The 24240-nt window shown below is 57.5% G+C and carries 25 protein-coding genes and 1 riboswitch; of the genes, 2 read left to right on the top strand and 23 right to left on the bottom strand.

The window, feature by feature from the left end; translation table 11 throughout:
• Positions 1-12: 12 nt before the first annotated feature.
• The 22 genes from cobK to E308F_RS07695 all read right to left on the bottom strand — a co-directional run bounded on the left by cobK (position 13) and on the right by E308F_RS07695 (position 21269).
• The gene (cobK, locus tag E308F_RS07800) at positions 13-771 is read right to left on the bottom strand and encodes a precorrin-6A reductase (protein WP_141264384.1); all 759 of its coding nucleotides are present in this window, start codon (positions 769-771) and stop codon (positions 13-15) included.
• Positions 768-1493, bottom strand: coding sequence for a precorrin-3B C(17)-methyltransferase (gene cobJ / locus E308F_RS07795; RefSeq protein ID WP_141265222.1), 726 nt, complete (start codon positions 1491-1493; stop codon positions 768-770). Before cobJ ends, cobK begins: the two co-directional genes overlap by 4 nt.
• A complete protein-coding gene (locus tag E308F_RS07790) occupies positions 1493-2584 on the bottom strand; it encodes a cobalt-precorrin 5A hydrolase (protein WP_141264383.1) in 1092 nt (363 codons plus the stop codon). The genes cobJ and E308F_RS07790 overlap by 1 nt, the downstream gene beginning before the upstream one ends.
• Positions 2577-3341, bottom strand: a complete 765-nt coding sequence (gene cobM / locus E308F_RS07785; protein ID WP_141264382.1) for a precorrin-4 C(11)-methyltransferase — start codon at positions 3339-3341, stop codon at positions 2577-2579. The genes E308F_RS07790 and cobM overlap by 8 nt, the downstream gene beginning before the upstream one ends.
• 355 nt (positions 3342-3696) lie before the next feature.
• Positions 3697-4404, bottom strand: coding sequence for a precorrin-2 C(20)-methyltransferase (cobI, locus tag E308F_RS07780; protein WP_141264381.1), 708 nt, complete (start codon positions 4402-4404; stop codon positions 3697-3699).
• Positions 4405-4416: 12 nt separating this feature from the next.
• Complete coding sequence (gene cbiT / locus E308F_RS07775) at positions 4417-5025, bottom strand: precorrin-6Y C5,15-methyltransferase (decarboxylating) subunit CbiT (RefSeq protein WP_141264380.1); 609 nt, start codon at positions 5023-5025, stop codon at positions 4417-4419.
• On the bottom strand, positions 5000-5662 hold the full coding sequence (gene cbiE / locus E308F_RS07770) for a precorrin-6y C5,15-methyltransferase (decarboxylating) subunit CbiE (protein WP_141264379.1): 663 nt from the start codon (positions 5660-5662) through the stop codon (positions 5000-5002). The genes cbiT and cbiE overlap by 26 nt, the downstream gene beginning before the upstream one ends.
• The gene (cbiD, locus tag E308F_RS07765; protein WP_141264378.1) at positions 5652-6749 is read right to left on the bottom strand and encodes a cobalt-precorrin-5B (C(1))-methyltransferase CbiD; all 1098 of its coding nucleotides are present in this window, start codon (positions 6747-6749) and stop codon (positions 5652-5654) included. The genes cbiE and cbiD overlap by 11 nt, the downstream gene beginning before the upstream one ends.
• A gap of 18 nt (positions 6750-6767) precedes the next feature.
• Positions 6768-7382 (bottom strand): bifunctional adenosylcobinamide kinase/adenosylcobinamide-phosphate guanylyltransferase, encoded by a 615-nt coding sequence (gene cobU, locus E308F_RS07760; RefSeq protein ID WP_141264377.1) that lies wholly within the window; start codon positions 7380-7382, stop codon positions 6768-6770.
• Between the two features lie 79 nt (positions 7383-7461).
• Positions 7462-7635, bottom strand: a riboswitch (cobalamin riboswitch).
• 29 nt (positions 7636-7664) lie between these two features.
• Positions 7665-7931 (bottom strand): translation initiation factor 2, encoded by a 267-nt coding sequence (locus E308F_RS07755; RefSeq protein ID WP_141264376.1) that lies wholly within the window; start codon positions 7929-7931, stop codon positions 7665-7667.
• 47 nt (positions 7932-7978) lie between these two features.
• Positions 7979-8824 carry a PHP domain-containing protein gene (locus E308F_RS07750; protein ID WP_141265221.1) on the bottom strand — a complete coding sequence of 282 codons (846 nt, stop codon included), beginning with the start codon at positions 8822-8824 and terminating at the stop codon, positions 7979-7981.
• Between the two features lie 23 nt (positions 8825-8847).
• Entirely contained in the window at positions 8848-9633 is a 786-nt protein-coding gene (locus tag E308F_RS07745; protein WP_141264375.1) for a TIGR00282 family metallophosphoesterase, read from the bottom strand.
• Between the two features lie 48 nt (positions 9634-9681).
• Entirely contained in the window at positions 9682-10209 is a 528-nt protein-coding gene (locus E308F_RS07740) for a hypothetical protein (RefSeq protein WP_253260426.1), read from the bottom strand.
• Positions 10210-10363: 154 nt separating this feature from the next.
• Positions 10364-11860: a ribonuclease Y gene (rny, locus tag E308F_RS07735; RefSeq protein WP_373995611.1), complete on the bottom strand. Its 1497-nt coding sequence runs from the start codon at positions 11858-11860 to the stop codon at positions 10364-10366.
• Between the two features lie 288 nt (positions 11861-12148).
• Positions 12149-12655, bottom strand: a complete 507-nt coding sequence (locus E308F_RS07730; RefSeq protein WP_141264372.1) for a regulatory protein RecX — start codon at positions 12653-12655, stop codon at positions 12149-12151.
• On the bottom strand, positions 12639-13676 hold the full coding sequence (recA, locus tag E308F_RS07725; RefSeq protein WP_172613655.1) for a recombinase RecA: 1038 nt from the start codon (positions 13674-13676) through the stop codon (positions 12639-12641). Before recA ends, E308F_RS07730 begins: the two co-directional genes overlap by 17 nt.
• Before the next feature lie 359 nt (positions 13677-14035).
• Positions 14036-14632, bottom strand: a complete 597-nt coding sequence (thpR, locus tag E308F_RS07720; protein ID WP_141264370.1) for an RNA 2',3'-cyclic phosphodiesterase — start codon at positions 14630-14632, stop codon at positions 14036-14038.
• 70 nt (positions 14633-14702) lie between these two features.
• Positions 14703-16196, bottom strand: coding sequence for an AAA family ATPase (locus tag E308F_RS07715; RefSeq protein ID WP_253260425.1), 1494 nt, complete (start codon positions 16194-16196; stop codon positions 14703-14705).
• Position 16197: 1 nt separating this feature from the next.
• Positions 16198-16734 (bottom strand): hypothetical protein, encoded by a 537-nt coding sequence (locus tag E308F_RS07710; RefSeq protein WP_141264369.1) that lies wholly within the window; start codon positions 16732-16734, stop codon positions 16198-16200.
• Between the two features lie 69 nt (positions 16735-16803).
• On the bottom strand, positions 16804-18129 hold the full coding sequence (rimO, locus tag E308F_RS07705; protein ID WP_216364491.1) for a 30S ribosomal protein S12 methylthiotransferase RimO: 1326 nt from the start codon (positions 18127-18129) through the stop codon (positions 16804-16806).
• A complete protein-coding gene (locus E308F_RS07700) occupies positions 18126-18887 on the bottom strand; it encodes a helix-turn-helix domain-containing protein (RefSeq protein ID WP_141264368.1) in 762 nt (253 codons plus the stop codon). The genes rimO and E308F_RS07700 overlap by 4 nt, the downstream gene beginning before the upstream one ends.
• 60 nt (positions 18888-18947) lie before the next feature.
• Positions 18948-21269: an FtsK/SpoIIIE family DNA translocase gene (locus E308F_RS07695; RefSeq protein WP_141264367.1), complete on the bottom strand. Its 2322-nt coding sequence runs from the start codon at positions 21267-21269 to the stop codon at positions 18948-18950.
• A 162-nt stretch (positions 21270-21431) separates the two neighbouring features.
• Between E308F_RS07695 and E308F_RS07690 the strand changes: the two genes are divergently transcribed.
• Both E308F_RS07690 and E308F_RS07685 read left to right on the top strand, forming a co-directional pair.
• Positions 21432-22208: a ClpP family protease gene (locus tag E308F_RS07690; RefSeq protein ID WP_141264366.1), complete on the top strand. Its 777-nt coding sequence runs from the start codon at positions 21432-21434 to the stop codon at positions 22206-22208.
• Positions 22209-22239: 31 nt separating this feature from the next.
• Positions 22240-22485 (top strand): YlzJ-like family protein, encoded by a 246-nt coding sequence (locus tag E308F_RS07685; RefSeq protein ID WP_216364490.1) that lies wholly within the window; start codon positions 22240-22242, stop codon positions 22483-22485.
• 47 nt (positions 22486-22532) lie between these two features.
• Here E308F_RS07685 and E308F_RS07680 read toward each other — a convergent pair whose 3' ends face one another.
• On the bottom strand, positions 22533-24200 hold the full coding sequence (locus E308F_RS07680; RefSeq protein ID WP_141264364.1) for a ribonuclease J: 1668 nt from the start codon (positions 24198-24200) through the stop codon (positions 22533-22535).
• Between the last annotated feature and the right edge of the window lie 40 nt (positions 24201-24240).

The following is a 24240-nucleotide window of genomic DNA, read 5'->3' as shown; positions in this document are numbered from 1 at the left end:
GTTACCCTCTCCTTATCTCTCCAGCGCTTCTCCCAGCATAGGGATGATCTCTGCCAGCGGCAAGCTGTCAGGCTCCGGCGGGCGGCGGATGACGACGACCGTTAGCCCCAGGTCCAGGGCAGCCTGGATTTTTTCCACCACCCCGCCGGTGGTGCCGCTGTCCTTGGTTACAACTACATCGGCTTTGAACTGCCGGTAAAGGGCCTGGTTTAACTCATAACTGCAGGGACCCTGGATGGCCACGATATCCCCCGGCCAGATGCCCAGCTGGCGGCACCGGGCCAGGGAAGTCTCCTCCGGCAGCACCCGGACAACGAGCCTCTTGCCGGCCAGAGCCGGTGCCGTGGTAAAGCACTCCAGGTGACGCGTGCCGGTGGTTAGAAATATTACCTGTCCCCGGGAGGCCAGTGCCGCCGCTTCCTCAAAACTAGCGGCCGGCAACAGAGCCGGGTGGGAAGGCAATTTAACCTCCGGCCGGCGGTAACGGAAATAGGGCAGCCCCAGAGTGCGGCAGGCCTGCCGGGCTGCACCGGTAATGGCGGTGGCGAAGGGATGGGTGGCGTCAATCACCGCCCTGACGCCGTGGTCCTTTAAAAAGGCCAGCAGGTCTTCTTCCCCCAGGGGGCCTTCGTGGACCAAATCGGCTCCAGCCTCCCTGGCCAGCCTGGCCCCGTACCCTGAAACAGCGCTGGCTGCCACCCGGTAGCCTTCGGCCTTTAAAGTGCCGATAACTCCCCTGGCGTCGGCCGTCCCGGCCAGTACCAGAATCACAGCCGGTACCCCCGGGGTGTTACCAGGCGGCCATCCAGCACCCTGGTCTGGCTGTTGCCGATGATGACCGTGCTGACCATATCTACCGGTAGTTCCAGGAAAGTGGCCAGGTCGCGGATCCAGGCTTCTTCTCCCTCCCGGCCGGCGTTACGTACCACCCCTACCGGTGTGGACGGCCGGCGGTACTGGAGGATAATATCCCGGGCGCGGCGGAGGTGATCGGGACGGCCGTGGCTGCGGGGATTGTACAGGACCAGGACGAAATCAGCCGCTGCTGCGAGCTCTAGGCGCCGGGCGATAACCTCCCAGGGGGTCAAACGGTCGCTTAAGCTGATGACGGCAAAGTCATGCATCAGGGGCGCTCCCAGGACGGCTGCCGCGGCGGTGGCTGCCGTCACCCCGGGAATAACCCTCACCATTATTTCTTTCCCCCGGGGGTGTTCGGCCAGGACTTCCAGAATCAATCCGGCCATACCGTAGACACCGGGATCGCCGCTGGAAATAACGGCCACGCGGGCCCCGGCAGCAGCCCGGGCGACGGCTTCCCGGCACCGGGCTACTTCCCCCGTCATGCCGGTAACCACTACCTCCCGCCCGGCCGTCAGGGAGGCTATTAAATCAATATACGTGCGGTAACCGACGATTACTTCCGCCCGGGCCAGGGCCTGCCGGGCGCGGGGCGTCATTTCTTCCTCCCGGCCCGGGCCCAGGCCGACGACCATTATCTCCCCCGGGCCAGGGCTACTGTCACTCCCCGGTAACTCCTTTTGGGACATATCAATTCCCCCTCTCCTGCAGCCAGGATTGCCGCCGGCTCGCAAACGCCGGGGATGCCAACGTACCGCCTAACCCTTTCCGAACGATGCAAATGGGGTTGACGTTCCAGGCAGTCCGTCAGCTGGCGGGGCGTAAAGGTAAGAAGCTTTACACCAAGGCGGGCGGCTGCCATCTGCAAGCCCGGTTCCCCGCCCTTGAAATCAACGCTGGCCAGGGCTGCTAGACTCCGGCGGCTGAGGCCCGCTTCCCGCAGGGCCAGGCCCAGGGCGTAGAGGATGGTACCGGCAGATACGCCGCGGCGGCAGCCGATACCGGCGCTGATCACCATGGGTCGCCAGTAAACCCAACGCGGGCCCGGCAGGGGCAGGCGCCGCCAGGTAACCATAATTCCGGCCCTGTCTTCCCCTCCTGCTGGACAGGCCCCAAGGAGACGGGGCCTTAAGGCGGGCAGGGCCTCCTCCAGGGACTTAAGTAAAGGCTTTTCTACCAGCAAATCGACTGGCTCACCGTTGACCAGGGCCGCCATCACCCTGGTAAAGGCGGCTGCCGGCCAGACACTCATGTTCAACTCCCGGGCCACCAGGTCCAGGGGGGGCAGCCCCTGCACTTCGCTGGCGGTGGTAATAACCGCCTGGCCGCCCAGCAGCGCCGCCACCCTGCGGGCCAGTTCATTGGCCCCGCCCAGGTGGCCGGAAAGGAGGCTGATGGCGTATTTACCCCCCACGTCCACCACCACCACGGCCGGATCTGCTTTTTTGGAAACAAGGTGGGGGCTCAAAGCCCGCACGGCAATGCCGGCAGCCATAATAAGGATTAACCCGCGGTACTGGTGAAAAATCCGCCCCAGGAACGGGGATAAAGGCCCCGCATACGGCACTACTTTGAACGGGTCCCCTTCACCGGCCCCTGCCCTTGGAACCAGGCCGGCCGGGATGAAGATCGTAGTCCCCGCCGGTAAAGAACGGGCCAGCTGCAGGGCCGTCTGGAAACCGGGCCGGGTCAGGGTGACAATGGCTATTCCCTGTCCTTCAGTCATGGGGTGTCTTAGCCTCGCGGTAGCCGTGGCTGAAGGCCGGGTTGTACAGTAAGGAGCGCTGGTAGCTGCCGGCCAGGAAATCGCCGACCAGGAGCAGGGCCGTCCGGTCAATGCCCGCCTCCCTGCTTCTAGCGGCAATATCCCCCAGCGTACCATGGATAATCTTTTCTTCCGGCCAGGAGGCCTTGTAGACTACTGCCGCCGGGGTATTTTCCCCATATCCACGGGCCAGCTCGGCCGCTGCCGCCGCCAGGTCCTGGCTGCTGAGGAAAAGGCACAGGCTGGCGCGGTGGCGGCTTAAATCGGGCAGACTTTCCCCGGCGGGCACCGGGGTGCGGCCGGCCCGCCGGGTGAGGATCACCGTCTGGCTTATTCCCGGCAGGGTAAATTCCCTCCTGACGGCTGCTGCCGCCGCTGCAAAGGAGCTGACGCCGGGCACGATCTCATAAGGTATACCCAGACCCTCCAGGGCGTCCATCTGCTCCTGGATGGCCCCGTACAGGGAAGGATCGCCCGTATGCAGGCGGACCACCTTTTCGCCCCTGGCTACCGCCTCCTGCATGATGGCCAGGACTTCTTCCAGGGTGAGGGAAGCGCTGTTATACAGCTTGGCTCCCGGCGGCGCATACTTTAAAATTTCCGGGTTCACCAGGGAGCCGGCATAGATAATGACCCCGGCTTCCTCTAAAAGGCGGCGCCCCTTGACGGTAATCAGCTCCGGGTCTCCCGGCCCGGCCCCGACAAAATAAACCTTCATGCCTGCTCTGCTCCTCCAAAAATAACGTTCTGCTAAAAATGGTGCCTTCTAGTGGGGATATGTCCCTTCGCCGCTCAGGAGTTACGCGCCGACAGGACTACGGCTCGGTTCGGACCGTTGCTCGCCGCCTGCGGATTGCCAATGAAAAGGCTTCCTGCTCCGCTGGCCTGAATCCTTCTATGAGGTCACTCTGTATTCCTCGCCAGGGCACGCTCAGGCGTCCTCGGCGGCGGCAACGGTTACCTCACCTCGCCTGTCCTGTTACCGGCGCTCCACTATTCGCGGCTCCGGGACATATCCCCACCTATAATCGCCGCCGAAGCTTTTCTATCTCCTGTCTGCTAACAATCACCCTTCATGGGGTGCCTTTGACTATAATTAATGACAAATAATCCTGTTTCTTACCCTTTTCGGCTACCAGGTCCCGGCTGAAGCTCTCCCCGGCCTGGCCGCAGCGGCTGGCCAGGAACGACTGCCCGGCCACGCCCGCCTCTTCCAGCACGGTAACGATGGCGTCATAATGGCGGGCGACTTTCATTAAGACGAGATTGGGAAAAAGGGAGAGGTATTCCTTTAAGTTAGCCGGGTCCTTGAGGGCCGGGATGATGGCCAGAGGTTCGTCCCCTACCGCCAGGGGAACATTCAAACTGGCAGCAGCCGCAGCAAAGGAAGTGATCCCGGGAACGGTAACAATCTTTAAATCCGGGTTGAGTTTTTGCAAGCGTTGCATTAAGTAGCTATAGGTGCTGTAAAGGGAAGCATCCCCCAGAGTCAGGAAGGCGATATCCTGGCCTGCTGAAAGGTTTTTCAAAAGTTCTGCCGCCGCTGCATCCCAGGAACGTTCCAGGTAAGCCAGGTCATGGGTCATAGGCATGAAAAGATTTAGTATCTTCTGCTCAGGCCGGAGAAAAGGCCGGACCACCTGCAGGGCCAGGCTTTCCTCGCCACGCTGGGAAACCGGTACCGCCAGGACCGGTACCTGTTCTAAAATGGCTTTAGCCTTCAGGGTTAACAGGTCCGGGTCTCCCGGTCCAACCCCCAGGCCATAGAGGGTTCCACTCACCACTCCTGCCTCCTATTCGTCACGGCGCAATTGCTTCACCAGCTGCACTATATATACGGGATTCAGGGCCCGCCAGATGTGGTAGCGGCCGGCCGGTTCCAGGCGGGCCAAGTTGGCAGCCAGGGCCTCTACCTGGTAGCCCCGCTGATAGCCGAAGGCCAGGGCCGTACTCAAGGTCTCGACGGTGATGGCATTGAGGACGATAATTCCTCCCGGCCGCAAAGCTTCATGGCAGACCCGTAAAATCTCTTCCAGGTGCCCGCCGCTGCCTCCGATGAAAACCCGGTCCGGCGGCGGCAGACCCTCCAGGGCCGCCGGGGCCCTGCCGGCCACCACCTGGACATTATCCAGGCCAAAACGTTTTACATTCTCCCGGATCAAGGTGCAGGCCTCCGGGTTTACCTCTACGGCCAGGACCTGTCCCGGAGCCACCAGCCTGGCCGCTTCAACGGCCAGGCTCCCGGTTCCGGAGCCAATATCGTAAACGGTCATACCCGGTCCCAAACGGGCTTTGGCCAGGGTTAGGACCCGGACTTCCTCTTTCGTCAGGGGGACCTGGCTGCGGTTAAAGTAATGGTCAGGTATCCCGGGCGTACTATAGGGCCAGTGAATCCGGTTCATAACCGGCTATCACCACCCCGGGCCTGGTCAAATGCTGCCGGGCCAGTTCGGCTGCCGTCAGCCAGGCCGTCTGCTCCTGGTTGCTGCCCAGGTCGATCCCCACCCACAGCTTGATACCGGCCAGGCCGTGGTCGGACAGGTATTTACCTATAACTGCCGGGGTGTTGGCCCCGCCGGTGAGTATAGCCAGCCTCGCTTGCCCGGCCGCCAGCCGGGGCAGGTACGGTTCCAGAACCTCCAGGGAGCGTCCGTGGCAGCTTAAGAAAACGGCATCTTCCCAGCCCTGCCCCAGGCGGGCAAAAGCCAGCTGAACGGAACTGATGCCGGGGATAACGTTGATTTTTTCGCCGGGAAACTGGCGCTTGAGCCACGCGAGGAGGCTGTAAAAGCCGGGATCCCCGGATACCAGGATAGCCGTAGGGCGGCCGCGTATCTGCAACAGGCAGGAGCGTAACCCCTCCAGGTCGCCCGTGATAACCCTTTTCTCGCGTTCTAAATCTTGAAAAAGGTTCAAAGCCCGGGGGCCGCCGATAAGGACTTCGGCCGCCGCCGCTGCCCGCCGGGCCGCCGGCGTTATGTATTCCGGGCTGCCTGGTCCAACCCCGATGACGGTCAGCCACCGGCCATCAGCTCCCATGGCCCCACGCCTCCAGTATCTGCCGGGCCACCGCATCCCGGCCCATAATTTCTCCCTGCAGGTTGAGCAAAACCGTACCTACGGTGAGCTCACCACGGACAAAGTCCTCGGCCCGCCGGCTGGCCCGGGCCGCCAGGGTGTCCCAGAACTCTCGCCCCAGACCGTGGCTATGGATAATTTCCTGGGCAGCTTCCACTGTAGTTACCTCTAAAAGCTGCCGCACGGCTTCCGGGGATGCCCCCCGCGCCGCGGCCCAGGCGGCCAGGATTTCCTGGCGGGCGTCGGCCAGGCGGCTGTGGGTATAAAAGATGCCTCCCACCACCTTGATGAGCTTGCCGCCGTGCCCCCACAGGAGCACCCGCTTCACCCCCCGCCCGGCGCAGGCCTCCAACATGTAGCCGATAAAGTTGCTGGTCAGAACAATGGCCGCAGCCGGCAGGTGATAGCGTTCTTCGGCCTGGCGCTGCCCCAGGCGGCCGGGGGTCAGGATGAGGGTCTCCCAGCCGGCAGCCAGGGCGACGTCTATTTGCGGTATCAGGGAAGTACGGTAGGCCTCTTCGGACATGGGTTCGACAAAACCGGTAGTGCCCAGGATCGAAAGGCCGCCCTCAATCCCCAGGCGGGGGTTGAGGGTCCGCCGGGCCAGCTCTTCCCCCCCGGGGATGCTGATTTCCAGCTCCAGGCCCTGGCCGGGCGGGGTTACATCGGCAACTGCCGCGGCGATCATTTGCCGGGGAACGGGATTAATGGCCGGTTCCCCCGGCGGTATAGCCAGGCCGGGACGGGTTACTGTCCCGACGCCGGGTCCGCCGCGCAAAGTCAACCCCCGGCCGGATTGCCGGGCGCGGACGTGGATGGCAGCCCCGTGGGTAACGTCAGGGTCATCGCCGGCGTCTTTGACCACCACGGCCTCGGCCCAGCCCGGACCCTGGTGCACGGTAACCGGCAGGGTTACCTTTTCCCCCCGCGGCAGGGTAAGGGTAACCTCCCGCACCAGTTGTTTCTGCCATAAAGCTATGGCCGCCGCCCTCGCCGCAGCAGCCGCACAGGTACCTGTGGTATAACCCCGCCGTAACTCCCTCTGCAACGATTTCTCCTCCAGTTTTTATTGTATTTTCGGAGAAGTTCCTCCCAACAACCTTTCTTCATTAGCCTTATTATCCTTTAAAACCAGGGGCAGGCCGGCCACCACCAGGTAGACCTGGTCGGCCCGGCGAGCAATCTCCTGGTTGGCCAGGCCCAGCAGGTCCCGGAAAACCCGGCCCAGGGGATAGGGAGGAATGAGCCCCATTCCCGCTTCTTCAGTAACAATAATTACCCGCGCCGGTACCTGCCGGGCTACGGCCGCCAGTTCCCTCACTTTGACCATGATGGCTTCTACAGCCGCCGTACTTTTTTCCCAGCTGTCTCCTGCTCCAGCCGCCTCCTGGCTCAAAAGGTTGCTGAGCCACATGCCCAGGCTGTCCAGGAGGATGGTACCGGCACGCCGCCCTTCCCGGGCCACGGCTTCCGTGACGGCCAGGGGAGCTTCCACCGTCAGCCATGCAGCCGGTCGTCGGCGCCGGTGCATGTCCACCCGGGCCGCCATTTCGGCATCGTCCACGGTCGCCGTGGCCAGGTAGACTACTTTTTCGCCTCCGGCAGCAGCCAGTTCTTCAGCCAGGCGGCTTTTGCCACTCCTGGCCCCCCCGGTTACCATGATTAACGACCCGTACCCCATAGAATGGCCTCCTAAAATAAAAACTCCAGCCCCCACGAAGCAGCTGGAGTCACATCACCTAACTTTAGGCCCCTTAACGCGAGGGTGAAATGAACAGGCAGGTTTCCTGGCTCCGGCTCCTTGCCTGGCTTCGCCTTCCCGGTATAATACCAGTGGCCTTGAAGCAGGCTCCCCGGTTACAGTGGCGCGACCGCTCAGGATTTACACCTGATTCCCTTTTAACCTTTCAGGCACCTGTTCCCTATTAAGTTAATTATAGTATAAATCGCTCCCTCCTATCAGTCAAGCCCTGGGTAACGATATGCCCTGCAACTTATTTGTGATCATAGCCAGCTCTTTATTCTTTTCCCAGATAGCCCGGGCATAGCGCCGGTTGCGGAGCTGGAGCTTTTCCTTTTCCTGGCGCAGGCGATTTACCATCTCCCACTTTTCGGCTTCACTTTTTTCTATCAGGCGTAGCAAGACACGCCGGCTGACCCGTAATTGTTCTACCTTACTTTCCAGCTCCTGGATACGCCGGTAAAGGCCAGCTGCCTCATTGCCAGCCAACGGCCCCACCCCCTCATTATTAGTTTGCTAAAGTATATGCCTGGAAATCAAACCTTAGTCGCTTGAGCTTTAATCTTTTCCGCTCGCCTCTGTAATTGCTCCAGTTCCGCTGTGCCCACCCGGCAGGTCCCCAGGTCGGCATGGCTGTTGTCAACCATGCCGTGGAAATCTGACCCGCCGGTTACCACCAGGTCATACCGGGAGGCAAATTCCAGGTAACGCCTGGTGGCAGCGGCATCGTGGAGAGGATAATAGGCTTCGATACCCTGTAAGCCGCCATCAACAAGGGCCGGAAGAAGGGCATCAGCCGGGCTTAAGCCCGGGTGGGCCAGGACCGGCACTCCGCCAGCCTTTAATATTACCTCCACCGCCCGGCCAGGTTCAACTTTTTCCCGCGGGACATAAGCAGGCCGGCCCCGTGCCAGCAGGGTTTTGAAGGCCGCCTCCACAGAGGGGGCATATCCCTTACGGACCAGAACGGCTGCGATATGGGGACGGCCCACGGCCTCGCCCCTGAGTTCCTGCTCGACCTCGCCCATGCTGATATCATAACCCAGCTCTTGTAATCTGGCGACCATCCGGGCCGTGCGCCGGTAACGCGCCTGGCGCATAGTTTCCAGGAAGGCCAGCAAATTTTCCTTTTGCCAATCAAGGTAATAACCCAGAATATGAATTTCTTTATCTTCCCACTCGGTGCTCAGCTCGACCCCAGGAATGACCGTCACGCCGTAACTGCTGCCGGCAGCCAGGGCTTCTGCCAGGCCGGCTACCGTATCATGATCGGTGACACCAAGGGTCGTTAAACCTTTGGCCTTTGCCAGCCTGATTAGTTCTGGGGGTGAAAGCAGACCGTCGGAACTCGTAGTATGGGTATGTAAATCAGCTAGCTGCATAGATATCTTGTCCAATGGTTAATTTACGCCGTGCCGTAGTGCTGCAACCTCTGGATAGCCATTGCCCGGCCGGTAGCGGGATCAATATCTACCAGCACGGCTTCCAGCTGAATAACGCCACCGGCGACTTCAAACCGCACCGGCAGCTGGGTAAGAAATTTTTTAACGACAAGTTCTGTTTTTACCCCCAGGACCGAATCCCTGGGGCCGGTCATGCCTACATCGGTGATATAGGCCGTCCCCTGGGGCAGGACGCGGGCATCGGCCGTCTGGATATGGGTATGGGTCCCGATGACCGCACTTACCAGTCCGTCAAGGTACCAGCCCAGGGCAACCTTTTCTGAAGTTGCTTCAGCATGGAAGTCTACTAAAATGATCTTAGTTATCTCCCCGATCTCTTCTGCCAGGCGGCGTCCTAGGCGAAAAGGACACTCCAGGGATGATAGAAACACCCGCCCCGATAAATTAATAATTCCTACCTGCAGGTCTTCCTTGACCTTTACCAGGGTATAGCCCCTGCCAGGAGTACCAGGAGGATAATTGGCCGGCCGGACAATGCGCTCATCCTCCTCCAGGAGGGCCAGCGCTTCTCGCTTATCCCAGACATGGTTGCCCATGGTTAAAATATCAATGCCGGCGGCAAAAAGTTCACCGGCAATAGCCGGCGTAATACCATTACCACCGGCAGCATTTTCGCCGTTTGCTACTACGAGGGCCGGCCGGTATTCCTGGAGCAGAGGTGGCAGGAGTTCCCGGATCGCTTTACGGCCCGGCCGTCCCACTACATCGCCAATCATTAGAACCCGCAAAAACAAGGCTCCCCTCGAATTACCTTAAAATTATTATTCGCGCCGGTTCTATTTATTAAACACCATGACCCGACCTTCTTCCCGGAAGGCAATTAGCTGGCGCTCCGGGACGGTACCCCTAACACTTTCCAGCATACGGTCAATTAACTCTTCCTGGAGCAAAAGCTCTTCTTCCATGATATTATCATTGTTCTCCGCAACCAGGCTGGACCCAAATTCCTCCCGCACCAGGGCAATAATGAGGTCAATTTCATCCCGGGAAAGGGTGGTTACATCCCGTTGTACCTCCAGGGCTGTCAGCTGGTCATAAGGTGTATATTTCAGGTTAATGACCCTTGCTTCCCGGTCTTCCAGGTAGTTATATACTTCCAGGGATTTACGGAATTTCTTTTCAAACTGCTGGATAGCCTCCCCGGCCAGGGGTTGGGACAGCATAAAAGTAAAGCGTAAAACCTGGTCTTGGGGTTCATAGTTAATGGTACCTACTTCCGGGTAACGTACCAGGATAGAAATAAGGAGACCGATAGTATCAGATACTTCGCCGCCGTGTTTGTACTTCAGGCCCAAGGTTAACACCTGCCCCGTACTTTTATGTATATGTATAAGATGTTACCACCAATAAGACACTACTTCTGCAACCAAAAGCAAATTCCTGCCTGCCTTGTCCTCCGGAAACGATGAAAATTTAATGGCAGGGATGGAAAAACTATTTCCTTCCCTGCCATTTAAATTATTTAGCATAATCGACAGCGCGGGTTTCGCGAATAACTACCACTTTAATCTGGCCCGGGTATTCCATTTCCTTTTCGATCTTTTTCACGATTTCCCTAGCAAGGTGCATGGCCATGGCATCATCAATCTTGTCAGGTTTAACTAAAATCCTTACCTCCCGTCCGGCCTGGATAGCATAAGATTTTTCCACGCCGGCAAAGGAATCAGCGATCTCCTCCAGTTTTTCCAGGCGTTTAATATAGGCCTCCAGGGTTTCCCGCCGGGCTCCCGGCCGGGCTGCCGAAATGGCATCGGCCGCCTGGACCAGGCCGGCTTCGATGCTACGCGGTTCCACGTCACCATGATGGGCTTCAATGGCATGGATTACCTCCGGGGATTCCCGGTATTTTTTAGCCAGCTCAACCCCCAGGGCGACATGGGGGCCCTCGACTTCAAAATCAACGGCTTTACCAATATCATGGAGCAAACCGGCCCGCTTAGCCAGCTGGACATCAACCCCCAGCTCGGCAGCCATAGCCCCGGCCAGGAAAGCTACTTCCAGGGAGTGTTTTAGGACGTTCTGGCCGTAGCTGGTGCGGTATTTAAGTTTACCCAGGAGGCGCACCAGCTCTGGATGCAGGTTATGAATACCAGCTTCGAAGGTAGCCCGCTCGCCTTCTTCCCGGATCTTTTGCTCGAGCTCCCGCCGGGCCTTTTCAACCATTTCTTCGATCCGGGCCGGGTGGATACGCCCATCGATAATTAACTTTTCCAGGGCAATCCGGGCCACTTCCCGGCGAATAGGATCGAAACTGGAGAGAATAACGGCTTCCGGTGTGTCATCAATGATGAGATCGACACCCGTCAGGGTTTCCAGGGCGCGAATGTTGCGGCCCTCGCGACCGATAATGCGCCCCTTCATTTCATCATTGGGCAGGTTCACCACCGAAACCGTCGCCTCGGCCACATAATCAGCAGCACAGTGCTGGATAGCGTGAGTAATAATCTCCCGCGCCCTTTTTTCTGCTTCTTCTTTGGCCTCCGTTTCAATTTGTTTAATCAGCATGGCTGCTTCATGCCTTACTTCTTTTTCCACATTCTGCAGTAGGATGGCCCTGGCTTCTTCAGTCGTTAAGCCGGAAATGCGTTCCAGCTCGCTGATCTGCCGGCGGCGCAGTTCTTCCAGCTCTTCCTTCAGCTTCTGGGCAGCTTCTTCCTGGCGATGGAGGCTGGCTTCTTTGCGCTCGAGGGCTTCAGTCTTGCGGTCCAGTGCCTCTTCCTTCTGCATCAGCCGCCGTTCGAAACGCTGGAGCTCATTGCGCCGTTCCCGGCTTTCCCGCTCTATTTCATTACGGATACGGTGGGCTTCTTCCTTGGCTTCCAGGACCGCTTCTCTCTTTTTAGCCTCAGCTTCTTTTTTGGCTTCTTCGATAATGGTAGCTGCAGCCTTCTCGGCCGAAGCAATTCTGGCCTCGGTCAGGTACTTGCGGATAGCATAACCGCCGGCTGCACCCACCAGGAAAGCTATCAGGGCATAAAAGATATACTGGATTTTTCTTCACCCCCCCTTCATAAAATAAAGCCGAGTAGAAACTCGGCTTGAAAATAGGCACACCAACCACATATCCCCTTTTTAGGTTCAAAACCAGGACTTCTTACGCCTGTTGGGGACCCAAAAATACAGCACATCTATCCATATTTCAGGTCAGAGAAGTTATATTCCATCCAGGCTAAACCTGGTAGTGAAGTCAATGAATAAAAGGGTAATGGTGGTGATCCTACACCTAGTTTCTCCCACTTTATTTTATAGGTTTATATCATCACTGTCAATATAAATATGTCCTGCCAGTTCTTTCAGTACCTGGCGAACTATGTACCCGTTAAAACCTCGCTGCCAGAGGAAACGGGCTAGGCGCTGAAAATAATGATCAGCGCTCTCTTCCGGGCGCCGGTGATATTTCCCCGCCAGTTCCCGGGCGGCGGCCAACTCTGCTTCCGGAGAAAGCAGGTCGCTGATTATCTCTTCTGCTAGGGAAGGGGCCACGCCGTGCTCCTGCAGCTCGCGCCGGAGGCGCCTCCGGCCTACCGGATGGGTAGCCAGCCGATAAGCAGCCCAATCGCGGGCAAAACGGGCGTCATCAAGCAATCCGGCATCCTTTAACCGGTTTATGGTTGCCGCCACTACTTCCCCGGAAAAACCCCTGGCCTGCAATTTCCAGCGTATCTCCTGTTCACTCTGCTGGCGCCGGGCTAATATTTTCAGGGCACACCCCCAGGCAGCTCCCGTCGGGGTATTATCCGTTTTGCGCACCTTCGTCTTCTAAAGGCGTGGCCGTCTTGATTAACCCGACTTTAACGCGAATCTGGTTTTCAATGCTGGCCGCCAATTCGGGGTGATCACGCAGGAACTCTTTGGCTGCTTCCCGGCCCTGGCCAAGGCGGTCCTCCCCCAGGGAATACCAGGCCCCACTCTTCTTTACTATATCTAATTCCGTACCCATGTCAAGAAGGCAGCCCTCGCGGTCAATACCCCGGCCGTAAATAATATCAAATTCGGCCTGGCGGAAAGGCGGCGCTACTTTATTTTTAACAACCTTTACCCGGGTACGGCTGCCAATAATCTCGGTTCCCTGCTTGACCTGCTCTACTTTGCGCACATCCAGGCGCACTGAAGCATAAAATTTTAGCGCCCGTCCCCCGGGTGTCGTCTCTGGACTGCCAAAGAGGACCCCTACCTTTTCCCGCAGCTGGTTAATAAAAATGGCAACCGTGCGCGATTTGGCAATAACACCGGCCAGCTTGCGTAAAGCCTGGGACATGAGCCTGGCCTGCAGGCCCACATGGGCGTCGCCCATTTCACCGTCCAGTTCAGCTTTGGGTACCAGGGCAGCTACGGAATCGATGACAATAACATCGATGGCGCCGCTGCGAACCAGGGCCTCAGCGATTTCCAGGGCCTGCTCCCCGGTGTCGGGCTGGGATACTAAAAGGTTATCAATGTCGACGCCGAGGTTCCTGGCATACACCGGGTCGAGGGCGTGCTCGGCGTCGATAAAGGCTGCCGTGCCGCCGCCCCGCTGGGCCTCGGCTATGACGTGCAGGGCCACCGTCGTCTTACCGGAGGATTCCGGGCCAAAAATCTCCACCACCCGGCCCCGGGGCAACCCGCCTACCCCCAGGGCCAGATCCAGGGGCAGGGCGCCGGTGGAAATGGCTTCTACGTTGAGCCTGGCGCCGGATTCCCCCAGCTTCATTATGGAACCTTTGCCAAAATGCCTCTCGATCTGGAGCAGGGCATTTTCCAGGGCCCGCTGTTTGTCCGATAAAACCACTATTTAAGTTCGCCTCCTACGAAAGTAAAGTTCTACCACAAATGCTTTTGCTGGTTGATCTGTACTTCATGTTCTTTGGGGTGGAGGGTACAGGCTTCAGGCTCCGGTGGTTCTCGGCTAGCAAACTTAGCGCTCAGCCTTGCTCGGCGGCGGGGGTGGCGTGGCTTTATCTCTTTGATCAATCATAACGGGGCGTGGTACTTCTCGTTCCTAAAGCTGCGTTACGATCCCCATCCCGTTAACCGCCGCCTCGCTGCGTCTTCGCTGAGTTTGCTTACGCCTCGAACCAAGTCGCCTTCCACCTGTACCCTCCACCCCCTTTGCCAAAAGTGCATTTTCATTGTTCGTCGGAGGGGGCGTCAGTCCCCGAGGGGCCCCTCCGAACCCGGCAGCGGGCCGCCGTCAGGGGCCGGCAAAGGAACTGTTAGCACCGGCCTATAAACAGCCCCGCGGGGGGTCAGACTGCTCTCCATGAGGCTTACCGCCGCCACCCTTTCCCGCCCCCAGGACACACCGGCCAGACTCTTGAGCCTGTCCTGCAGCGGTCCGGAGGCCGTCCCCGGCCGCAGACGGCCCAGGGTTAAATGGGGGGTAAAGGAAGCGGCCGGGAAACCAAGAGCCAGGTATTCCCTGGTTACCTGTTGTTGCAGGGCATACAATGGCTCTTCGGAGTCCACCCCCACCCAGACAACCCGGGGGTTGCGCCAATTAGGAAAAACCCCGGTGCCTTTTACCTCCAGGTGCCAGGGGTTAACCCCCACAGCGGCACGCCGCAAGGCTGCTCCTATTTCCTCGACTCTAGCCGGGGCCACTTCACCTAAAAACTTGAGGGTTAAATGGATATTCTCCGGGGGCACCCATTTAACCGTTACCGGTAACTGGCGTAATTCTTCCAGTAATCCTGCCAGGACATCTTTCAGGTCGGGAGAGAAATTTATGGCCACAAACAGCCGCATGCCGATCACCTGTTTTTAGGATCTATTCGCTTCCCAATCCTGATAATCCTGCTGCCACGTGACAAAATTTTCAAGAGGCCATGGCCTGTTCCTGTAACAGAGCCCGCAATTCCCGGCCGGTTACCGTTTCCTTTTCTACCAGTTGTCCGGCTAAAGCCTTTAAAGCCTCCTGGTAAGGCCGCAGTAGGGAAGCCACCTTTGCTTCTTCCCGGCTGATGATACTAGAAGAAGTGTTGTGCATCTGTTCCTTTGTCAAATTTTCTTCGGCCACTACCCCAAGGTCCGACAGCCCGGAAGTAATAATCACCCGCGCCAGGCGGATGGCTTCTTTAAAGTCATTGAGGGACCCGGTACTGCGGCTGCCAAGGATCAAGTTCTCAGCCACGGCGCCGGCCAGGCAGATATCCATCTGGGTTTCAAGGTATTCCCTGGTGTACAGGTACATATCGTTATCCGGCTTTTGCCGGGTATAGCCCAGGGCCTGGCCCCGGGAGGTGATGGTCACGTGGGAAATAGACCGGGGCCTTAACAGCTCACCGACAATGGCGTGGCCGGCCTCATGGATGGCCAGCCGGTACAGCTCGTCCGCCGCCGGCTTGCGGCCCAGCTTTTCCCCCAGCATTACCTTATCCACCGCTTCCATTAAATGTTTCTGGGTGATAAGGGGAGATTTTTCTCGCAGGGCCAGGATGGCGGCCTCATTGGCCACGCTTTCCAGATGCGCCCCGGAAAACCCGAAGGTTTCCCGGGCAACGGCTTCCAGGTCCACCTCCGGCGCCAGGGGCTTATTGGCCGTATGCAGTTTTAAAATGGCCAGCCGCCCCTCTCGGTCAGGCAGGTCAACCTTGACCTGCCGGTCGAAACGCCCCGGGCGTAAAAGGGCCGGGTCCAGCAAGTCGGGGCGATTGGTAGCGCCGATAACTAGAATCTGGACATCATGACTGCCTTTTAAACCATCCATCTCTACCAGGAGCTGGTTTAAGGTCTGGTCATATTCTAAGTGGGAAGTGTGGCTGCCGCGTTTGCCGCCCAGGACTTCCAGCTCGTCGATAAAGATAATGGCCCGCTTTTTCTGCTGGCGCCGGGCCAGTTCCCGGGCCCGGTTGAAAATGGCCCGTACCCGCTGGGCGCCGACGCCGGCATACATCTCGATAAATTCGCTACCGCTGGCCTCGAGAAAAACAGCATCTGTATAGGTTGCGGCAGCCTTGGCCAGAAGCGTCTTTCCCGTTCCCGGCGGGCCGCTCAAAAGGATCCCCTTCAAGGGGCGAATGCCCATGGCCGCAACTTCAGAACTGCGGAGTAAAAACTCCAGGGCTTCCTTTAACTCGCGGACAGCCGCAGTCTGGCCGCCGATATCAGCAAAGGAAACCTTAACCGGTGGCGTATACCCCTTCCCCCCGAGGGTTGAAGGAAGCAGTCCCTTTTTTTCAATTACCCAGTAGGCCAGGAAACCCATACCCGCCAGGAGCAAAAAAGGAGTAATGTCCACCCCTTTGATAACTAAAAAGATTATTAACCCCAGGCCTGTCCCAGCAATTATCTCTTTAATTTCTTTAAACACTTTACCCCTCCCCCCGGGTTACATAATTGAGCCTGGGTACCACCTGGTAAAGGTAATCCTGTCCCTGGCTGAATTGAAGATAAATATAGTTATCGTCCACATTGACGGCATAATGGTCGATGCCTGCCTGGCGCGCCAGCCGGTCAACGGTGGCCGCCATCTGGGTAAAGTTGCCGCGCACTGCCGCTTCATAGACAGCAAACTGGCTTTCCCGCCACAGGCTCTCCAGGGCCGGGGAACGGCGGTCCTGGATGACCAGCTTTACCTGTTCTTCGCCATAAAGCCTGTGCACCGCTTCCTGTACCTGCCGGTAGGCCTGGGGCAGATCGGCTCCTGGTCCAAGGATAACCCTTATTTCCAGCCTTTCAGCCGTGCGGGTTACCGTTGCCTCCTGGACCGCAGGAATGGCCTTCAAGGTATTAGCCAGGGGTTTTTCCCGGCTGTAATGCCGGTAGGCCCACTGGCCCCCGGTCAACAAACCCACGGTTAAAAGGGCTGCCAGAAAAATAAAATGAAGGCGCCACCCTTTGAAGGGCAAAGATAACACTCCTCTCGCAGGGATAACACCTTCAATTATAACAAATTTCAACTAATCAGGCCTTATGAATTACCTGGCAGGACTGCCACATCTACCTTTAGCCTCTACCTCCCCCATTAAATCGTAATTACCATGAACCCGGGTGAGTTTAACTGTGGCCATAGTTCCCGCCGGCAGGGTGCCGCCTTGCATATAAATCAAGCCGTCGACCTCCGGAGCCTGGCGGAAACTGCGGCCTACCCCCGGCCCTTCTGTCAAAACCTGCACCTGCCGTCCCACCCAGCGTTCATTGCAGGCCCTGGTAATGGGCTGCTGGTAAAGCATTAATTTCCGGTAGCGTTCTTCCTTTACTTCTTCTGGCACCTGATCCGGCAAACCGGCGGCGGTAGTACCGGCTTCCGGGGAATATTTAAAGGCACCCACCCAGTCGAACTTTATAGAGCCTAGAAAGTCCAGGAGAATCTGGAAATCCTCTTCCCTTTCTCCCGGAAAGCCGACAATGAAAGTGGAGCGCAGGGCTATTTCCGGCATGGCCCGGCGCAGGCGTTCGATAGTCTTGATGCTGGCGGTAAGGCTCCCGGGACGGTTCATCCGCCGCAGGACGGGTTCACTGGCATGCTGGAGGGGCAGATCCAGGTAAGGCAGCACTTTGGCCTCTGTGGCCATTACTTCCACCAGTTCCGGTGTAATTCTGGTGGGATAGGCATAGAGGATGCGCAGCCACTCAATTTCCGGAATCCGGGCCAGTTCCCGCAAAAGCCGTGGCAAGCGATACTCGCCGTAACAGTCCAGACCATAAGCGGTAGTGTCCTGGGCCACCAGGATCAATTCCTTTACGCCTGCTGCGGCCAGGGTCCTGGCTTCGGCAACCAGCTTTTCCAGGGGGCGGCTGCGGTAAGGCCCCTTGATGGCGGGGATGGTACAATAACTGCACCGATTATCACAGCCCTCGGCAATCTTTAAATAAGCATAGGGCCTTCCCTTCTCTGTAAGGCGGGGTAGTTCCCCCTCCTCTTTATCAGGAAGCGGAACGTCCAAAAGCCGTTCCCCCTTTAACACCCGCTCAATAATCCGCGGCAGACGGCTGATGGCTCCCGGACCAATGAAAGCGGCGACTTCAGGCAATTCCTGCCATAGCTCCTGGGCGTGCTGCTGGGCGAGACACCCGGCAACAATAATATAGGGCCGTGGCTCTCCCTGGGCCAGCCCCAAAATAGTTTCCAGGGCCTCCTGCTTGGCCGCTGTAATAAAACTGCAGGTATTGACGATAACTACTTCAGCCTCGCGGGGATCGCCAACAAGGGCAAAACGGTTTTTATCAAGGACGCCCAACATATACTCGCTGTCAACTTGATTCTTGGCGCAACCAAGGGTTACAACAGCAGTTTTGATCATCGTTTCCTCATTATTTTAGCCTGGCTGGAATCTTTAGTAGCCTCAAAGGTAACTACATCGCCCACCCTACCTAAGGATGGCTGGACCTGGCCGTTGATGGTTACCTCAACAGCGCCGGCGCTGCCAAGGGTAACAATAATTTTCTCTTTCCCCTGGAAGATCCTGCTTTCGCCGGCCTTTAAAACCCCGGCAAAATCGTTTTTGCCATCAACAGTAACCCCTACCCAGCAGTCCCCGGAAGCCCTGACCTTGACTTCCACCCCCTGGACCTGCGGCGTTGTCCCTACCGGCGGTGGCTCGGTGACGGGCTGCTGTGGTGCTGGGGCCACCGGCGCCGGTTCTGTTACCTGTGGCTGTGGTGGTGAGGCGGATTGGTCTAAGGAAGGACGGTAATGATTATATAACCAATTAATACCCCAGAGGACAAGAAGTACTGCCGGGACCAGCAGCCAGTGCCTTCTTTTCTCCCGCGCATACCCCTTGGCTGCCAGGCGCTGCTCTTCCACCGGGTTATTATCTTCTTCGGTAGGGTATTCCTGTTTAAACTGCTGCATAACAGCATGGACATCCAGTCCTAGATAGCGGGCATAACTGCGCACGAAACCCAAGGCATACACCCGGCCGGGAATCTGATTATACTCACCCTTTTCAAGGGCTTCCAGGTAGCGCAGGCGAATTTTGGTAGCTTCTTCCACTTCGCGTAGAGAGATCCCCTTTGCCTGGCGGGCAGCGCGGAGCACTTCCCCTACCTTTTCCATGGCCTCACCTCCCGGTGTTTAAATCATCTTCGACACCGTATCAAGAGATTCCTGCCCTTATCATTCTTCTTTTGCGCCAAATAATTCCTGGTATTCCTCCCAGTTAGTAAGAATGGCGCGGGCTTTGGTGCCTTCATGGCCGCCCACGAAACCCCTGGCTTCCATCATATCCATTAACCTTGCCGCCCTGGTATAACCTATCCGCAGGCGCCGCTGGAGCATGGAGATGGAAGCCTGTCCAGTTTCCAGGATCACCTTGACTGCTGCAGGGAAAAGCTCGTCTTCCGCCCCGCTGTTGTCTTCGCTGCTCTCCTCTCCTTTCAGGAAATTAGGGTTATATTCCGGCCGGCCTTGCTGTTTGACATAAGTCACCAGGTCTTCCACTTCCCGGTCAGAAACATAAACCCCCTGGACGCGGATGGGCTTGCTGGCCCCAATGGGCAAAAAGAGCATATCACCGCGGCCTAAAAGCTTTTCCGCCCCGGCCATATCCAATATGGTCCGGGAATCAATTTGGGAGGAAACGGCAAAGGCAATCCGGGAAGAGATGTTGGCCTTAATCAGGCCAGTAATGACATCTACTGAAGGTCTCTGGGTGGCCACAACCAGATGAATGCCGGCCGCCCGGGCCATCTGGGCCAGGCGGCAGATGGCGTCCTCCACATCGGCCGGGGCCACCATCATCAGGTCGGCCAGCTCATCAATAAGGACTACTACCAGGGGTAAGGCCCCCAGGCCGCCGTTTTCCTTGTGCATCAAGCGGTTGTAGCGGGTAATATCCTTGACCCCGGCGCCGGCAAAAAGCTCATAGCGTTTCTCCATTTCACCGACCATCCACTGCAGGGCCGCGGCGGCTTTCTTCGGCTGGCTGACCACCGGCGCCAGCAGGTGGGGAATGCCATTGTACTGGGTCAGCTCCACCATTTTAGGGTCAATCATCAAAAGTTTTAGCTCCTGAGGGGTGGCTTTAAACAGCAGGCTGCAAATCAGGGCGTTCAGGCAGACGCTCTTGCCAGAACCGGTAGTCCCGGCAATCAGGAGGTGAGGCATTTTCGCCAGGTCGGCAATTACCGGGTTGCCGGCAATATCTTTACCCAGGGCCACCGTCAGCTTGCTGCTGGATTCCATAAAGGCAGGATCTTCCAGCACCTCCCGCAGGTGAACCACAGCGATTTCCTTATTGGGCACCTCAATCCCCACTGCCGCCTTGCCCGGAATGGGGGCTTCAATCCGCACCTGGGCGGCTGCCAGGCTCAGGGCAATATCGTCGGCCAGGCTGACGATCCTGCTCACCTTCACCCCCGGCGCCGGCTGGACTTCATAGCGGGTCACCGTCGGGCCACAGCTGACCTGCGTCACCTTGACCTTGACACCAAAGCTGTCCAGGGTATCTTCCAGGATCTTGATCCGGTCGGTAATGTCCTTTTCCAGGCGGGGATTTTTTACCCTTACCGGGCGGGTTAAAAGACTCAAAGGCGGTAAAACATAGGGGCCGGGTTGCTCGGAGGTGGTATCTTCCCCCTCTTTCCCGGCAGGATCCTCCGCCTGAATATTAACTTTGGGCCGGCGCCGGGCTTTCTTCTCGTCCTCGCCGACAGGCGGTACCGGGCTTTCCGGGTAGACCCTGGCCTGGGCCGGCTCTTCCGCACTGACCGCTGGCTGAATGAGCGGTGGCGAAGGTTCTGGTGGGGGGTTAATGACCACGGGCACTACTTCCCGTTCTCGCGACAAAGCCTTCCCCCTGGCCTTTGGGCTTTTCTTTTCCTTTACCTCCGGCTCCTCTTCTTCAACCTCGGTAAAGAGAAAGGCCAGGAGCCAGCTTTTAATGGACTGGAAGGTAACACAGAGCATTTGGCCCAGACGCCTGGTAAAGCGGGTTAAAGAAACGCCAGTGGTCAGGAGAAAAGCGATAAGAACTAAGGCCGCCAGCACAATCCACGTGCCCACCCGGCCGAAAATGGATCGCAGGAGCAGGGAACCCAGAGCACCAAGAAGACCACCACCCTGGCCGGCGACACCAGAGGCCAGGGCTTCTTTATAAGTACTGCCATTTAAGAAAGGCTGGTGCAGGGCGCTTAAAAAAGTAAGAAAAAGTAAAATGCCTCCTATCAAACGCGGCCGTGAATCCTTCACTTTACCCCCGGTAATGAGGCGGATGCCCCAGGCAGCCAGGAATATAGGAAATACATATTTGCCCTCGCCGGTCAGGGCTTTTAAAAAACCCACCAGCAATTGACCCACGGCGCCAATACTGGCAGCAGAACTTATGTAACCCAGGTCCAGGACATACAACCCCGCCAGGCAGAGGAGGGCCAGGGCCACCAGGGCCACACCGATAATTTCATTTTTTATCTTTTCATTCAGTGTCCTGGCAGGAGCCATTTTCCATCACCCCGGTTGCTACTATTCTACACTATGGTTTGAAATTCCTTGCTTCTTAAATAAAAAGATGGGGATGTATGTTTGCGGGCTTTATTTCCTATAATAACCCTGCGCAGGTCTTTACTGAGTCAGGTTTAAATTAAACAAGGGGGAGTTTGAATTATGCCCAACCCTGAGATCAGTCCCAACCCTGTGCCCAATCAACCGGCCACATCCCCGCCCCAGCCGCCGGGGGAACCGGTGCGCGTCACCGCCCGCCCCCCTGCCAGCCCGGAGGTAGAAAACATTAAAGAGCTGGGGCAAACTAATGTCGCTGACTATAAAAGTGAAATTCAGTGCGTGCAGATCGTAGGCCAGATCGAAGGCCACCTGGTCCTGCCGCCGCAGAACAAAACCACCAAATATGAGCACATTATTCCCCAGCTGGTGGCCATCGAGCAGGACCCCGGCATCAAAGGTCTCCTGGTGGTTTTAAATACCGTAGGCGGCGATGTTGAAGCCGGTCTGGCCATTGCCGAAATACTGATCAGTATGTCCAAACCGGTGGTCTCCCTGGTCCTGGGCGGGGGGCATTCCATCGGCGTGCCCATTGCCGTAGCGGCCAATCATTCCTTCATTGCCGAAACGGCCACCATGACCATCCACCCCATTCGCCTTACCGGCCTGGTCATCGGCGTCCCCCAAACCTACGAATACCTGGACAAAATGCAGGACCGGGTCATACGCTTTATTGTGGAGCATGCTAATATTTCAGAGCAGGAACTGCGCCGCTTGATGTTCCAGACAGGCGAGCTGGCGCGGGATATCGGTACCATCCTGGTGGGGAAGGATGCCGTGAAGGTGGGCTTGATAAATGAAGTCGGCGGGCTTTCCCAGGCCGTCCAACATTTAAAGAGACTCATTGCCGAAGGCGTCCCCGGCCCGGGGAAACTCCACTGAGAGGGTGATAATTATGTACATCTACAGCCCTATGCCGTGGGAGCTTATCTGGGAAGGGGCAGAAAATTTCTGCCCCCGCCGCCAGGACATCAAGGTTGGTCACTTAACCATTGAAATCGAACCCTTAAGCTTCAACCAGGCCCGGGTGGTCCGTCTGATCAGCACCGACCCAGTGGACTACCTGGCCGGCCCCTTCCAGCCGGGCACAATCCTGGAATTTACTCCCCGGCGTGTCTTTAACCCTGGTAGCCTTGATTTAAAACCCACTTTAATTTAAGAGGGTTTTATAAAAGAACCGGGGCCCTCCAGCACCCGGTGCAAAAATTACACCTCCATGATAATCGGCAGGATCATGGGGCGGCGTCTGGTCTTCTCATAGAGGAACTTGCTTAAGGAATCGCGGATATGGCCTTTGATGGTCGCCCAGTCAGTCACCCTGCGTTCTTCGCATTTGTCCAGGGTCTGGCGGACCTTTTCTTTGGCTTCCTCCAGCAGTTTCTCGGCCTCCCGGACATAGACAAAGCCCCGGGAGACAATATCCGGCCCAGCAACGACGGCCCCGCTTTCTTTGCTTAAAGTCACAACGACTATCAAAAGTCCATCTTGGGCCAGCTGCTTCCGGTCCCGCAAGACAATATTACCTACGTCGCCCACACCCAGGCCGTCCACCAGGAGCCTCCCGGCCGGCACCCTGCCGGTAACGGCGCCCCGCTTGCGCGTGAACTCCAGCACCTGGCCGTTTTCCGCCACAAAGATATTCTCCGGCGGGATCCCCAGTTCTTCCGCCAGGCGGGCATGCTTGATGAGCATGCGGTATTCGCCGTGGACGGGGACGAAGAATTTGGGTTTGACCAGGCTTAAGACCAGCTTCAGCTCTTCCTGGCTGGCGTGGCCGGAAACGTGGACCCCATCTATAGCTTCGTGGTAAACGTCAGCCCCCTGCCTGAAGAGTTGATCTACCGTCCGCGCTACCAGTTTTTCATTGCCGGGTATCGGCAACGCCGATATAATCACCGTATCTCCGGGAACTATCTCGATCTGGCGGTGATCATTCCTGGCTATGCGGGTCAGGGCCGACATGGGTTCCCCCTGGCTCCCGGTAGAGATAATCACTGTCCTGTTTTTGGGCAGGTGGGCCAGCTCGCTTAAATCCACCAGGGTTTTTTCCGGGATATCCAGGTAGCCCAGCTCCATGGCAATGTTTACGACGTTGACCATGCTCCGGCCTACCACGGCTACTTTACGATTATACTTGTAGGCGGTAGAGATTATCTGCTGCAGCCGGTGTATATTGGACGCGAAGCTGGCGACAATAATACGCTCCCTGGCCTGGCGGAACACTTCATCAAAGGTTTCACCGACTACCCGCTCGGACATGGTATAACCGGGGCGCTCGACATTGGTGCTGTCGGACAATAACACCAGGACGCCCTCTTCCCCCAGCCGGGCAAACCTGTAGAAGTCGAATACCTCGCCATCGATGGGCGTGTAGTCAATCTTAAAGTCGCTGGTATGCACGATGGTCCCCACCGGCGTGTGGATGGCCAGGGCGACGGTATCGGCAATGGAATGGCTGACATGGATAAACTCCACCCTGAAGGGGCCGATCCGGAGCGTCTCCCGGGGCTTAACCTGCTGTAATCTGACCCCGTTCAGGTTCCCCTGCTCCTTTAGCTTGGCCTGGAGCAGGGCCAGGGTCAGCCTGGTGCCGTACACGGGTACATTCAGGTCCTTCAGCACATAAGGTAAAGCGCCGATATGGTCTTCATGGCCATGGGTAACGATGATCCCCTTCACCATTTGCCGGTGTTCCAACAGGTAGCTGTAATCGGGTATGACCGCGTCAACGCCCAGCATTTCTTCCTCGGGAAAGGTCAGGCCGCAGTCGACGACCAGTATGCTGTTCCCGTACCTGATCGCCATCATGTTCTTGCCTATTTCCCCGAGGCCGCCCAGGGGAATCAAGGAAACCTTTTGCTCATTTTCGGCCATCAATCCACCTCCATTTGTCAAAGAAAAAATTATAGCGCCA

The sequence above is a fragment of the Moorella sp. E308F genome, assembly GCF_006538365.1.
Lineage (GTDB): Bacteria > Bacillota > DSM-521 > Neomoorellales > Neomoorellaceae > Neomoorella.
The sequence above is the reverse complement of the archived record's forward strand: the minus strand, read 5'-3'. Positions and strand labels throughout refer to the sequence as shown.

Excerpts from the sequence above, each read along its gene's own strand:
- cobJ (WP_141265222.1), bottom strand. The coding sequence starts at position 1,493 with ATGGTCGTCGGCCTGGGCCCGGGCCGGGAGGAAGAAATGACGCCCCGC.
- E308F_RS07790 (WP_141264383.1), bottom strand. The coding sequence starts at position 2,584 with ATGACTGAAGGACAGGGAATAGCCATTGTCACCCTGACCCGGCCCGGT.
- cobM (WP_141264382.1), bottom strand. The coding sequence starts at position 3,341 with ATGAAGGTTTATTTTGTCGGGGCCGGGCCGGGAGACCCGGAGCTGATT.
- cbiT (WP_141264380.1), bottom strand. The coding sequence starts at position 5,025 with ATGAACCGGATTCACTGGCCCTATAGTACGCCCGGGATACCTGACCAT.
- cbiE (WP_141264379.1), bottom strand. The coding sequence starts at position 5,662 with ATGGGAGCTGATGGCCGGTGGCTGACCGTCATCGGGGTTGGACCAGGC.
- cobU (WP_141264377.1), bottom strand. The coding sequence starts at position 7,382 with ATGGGGTACGGGTCGTTAATCATGGTAACCGGGGGGGCCAGGAGTGGC.
- E308F_RS07750 (WP_141265221.1), bottom strand. The coding sequence starts at position 8,824 with ATGCAGCTAGCTGATTTACATACCCATACTACGAGTTCCGACGGTCTG.
- thpR (WP_141264370.1), bottom strand. The coding sequence starts at position 14,632 with ATGCGGCTGTTTGTGGCCATAAATTTCTCTCCCGACCTGAAAGATGTC.
- rimO (WP_216364491.1), bottom strand. The coding sequence starts at position 18,129 with ATGATCAAAACTGCTGTTGTAACCCTTGGTTGCGCCAAGAATCAAGTT.
- E308F_RS07700 (WP_141264368.1), bottom strand. The coding sequence starts at position 18,887 with ATGGAAAAGGTAGGGGAAGTGCTCCGCGCTGCCCGCCAGGCAAAGGGG.
- E308F_RS07695 (WP_141264367.1), bottom strand. The coding sequence starts at position 21,269 with ATGGCTCCTGCCAGGACACTGAATGAAAAGATAAAAAATGAAATTATC.
- E308F_RS07690 (WP_141264366.1), top strand. The coding sequence starts at position 21,432 with ATGCCCAACCCTGAGATCAGTCCCAACCCTGTGCCCAATCAACCGGCC.
- E308F_RS07685 (WP_216364490.1), top strand. The coding sequence starts at position 22,240 with ATGCCGTGGGAGCTTATCTGGGAAGGGGCAGAAAATTTCTGCCCCCGC.
- E308F_RS07680 (WP_141264364.1), bottom strand. The coding sequence starts at position 24,200 with ATGGCCGAAAATGAGCAAAAGGTTTCCTTGATTCCCCTGGGCGGCCTC.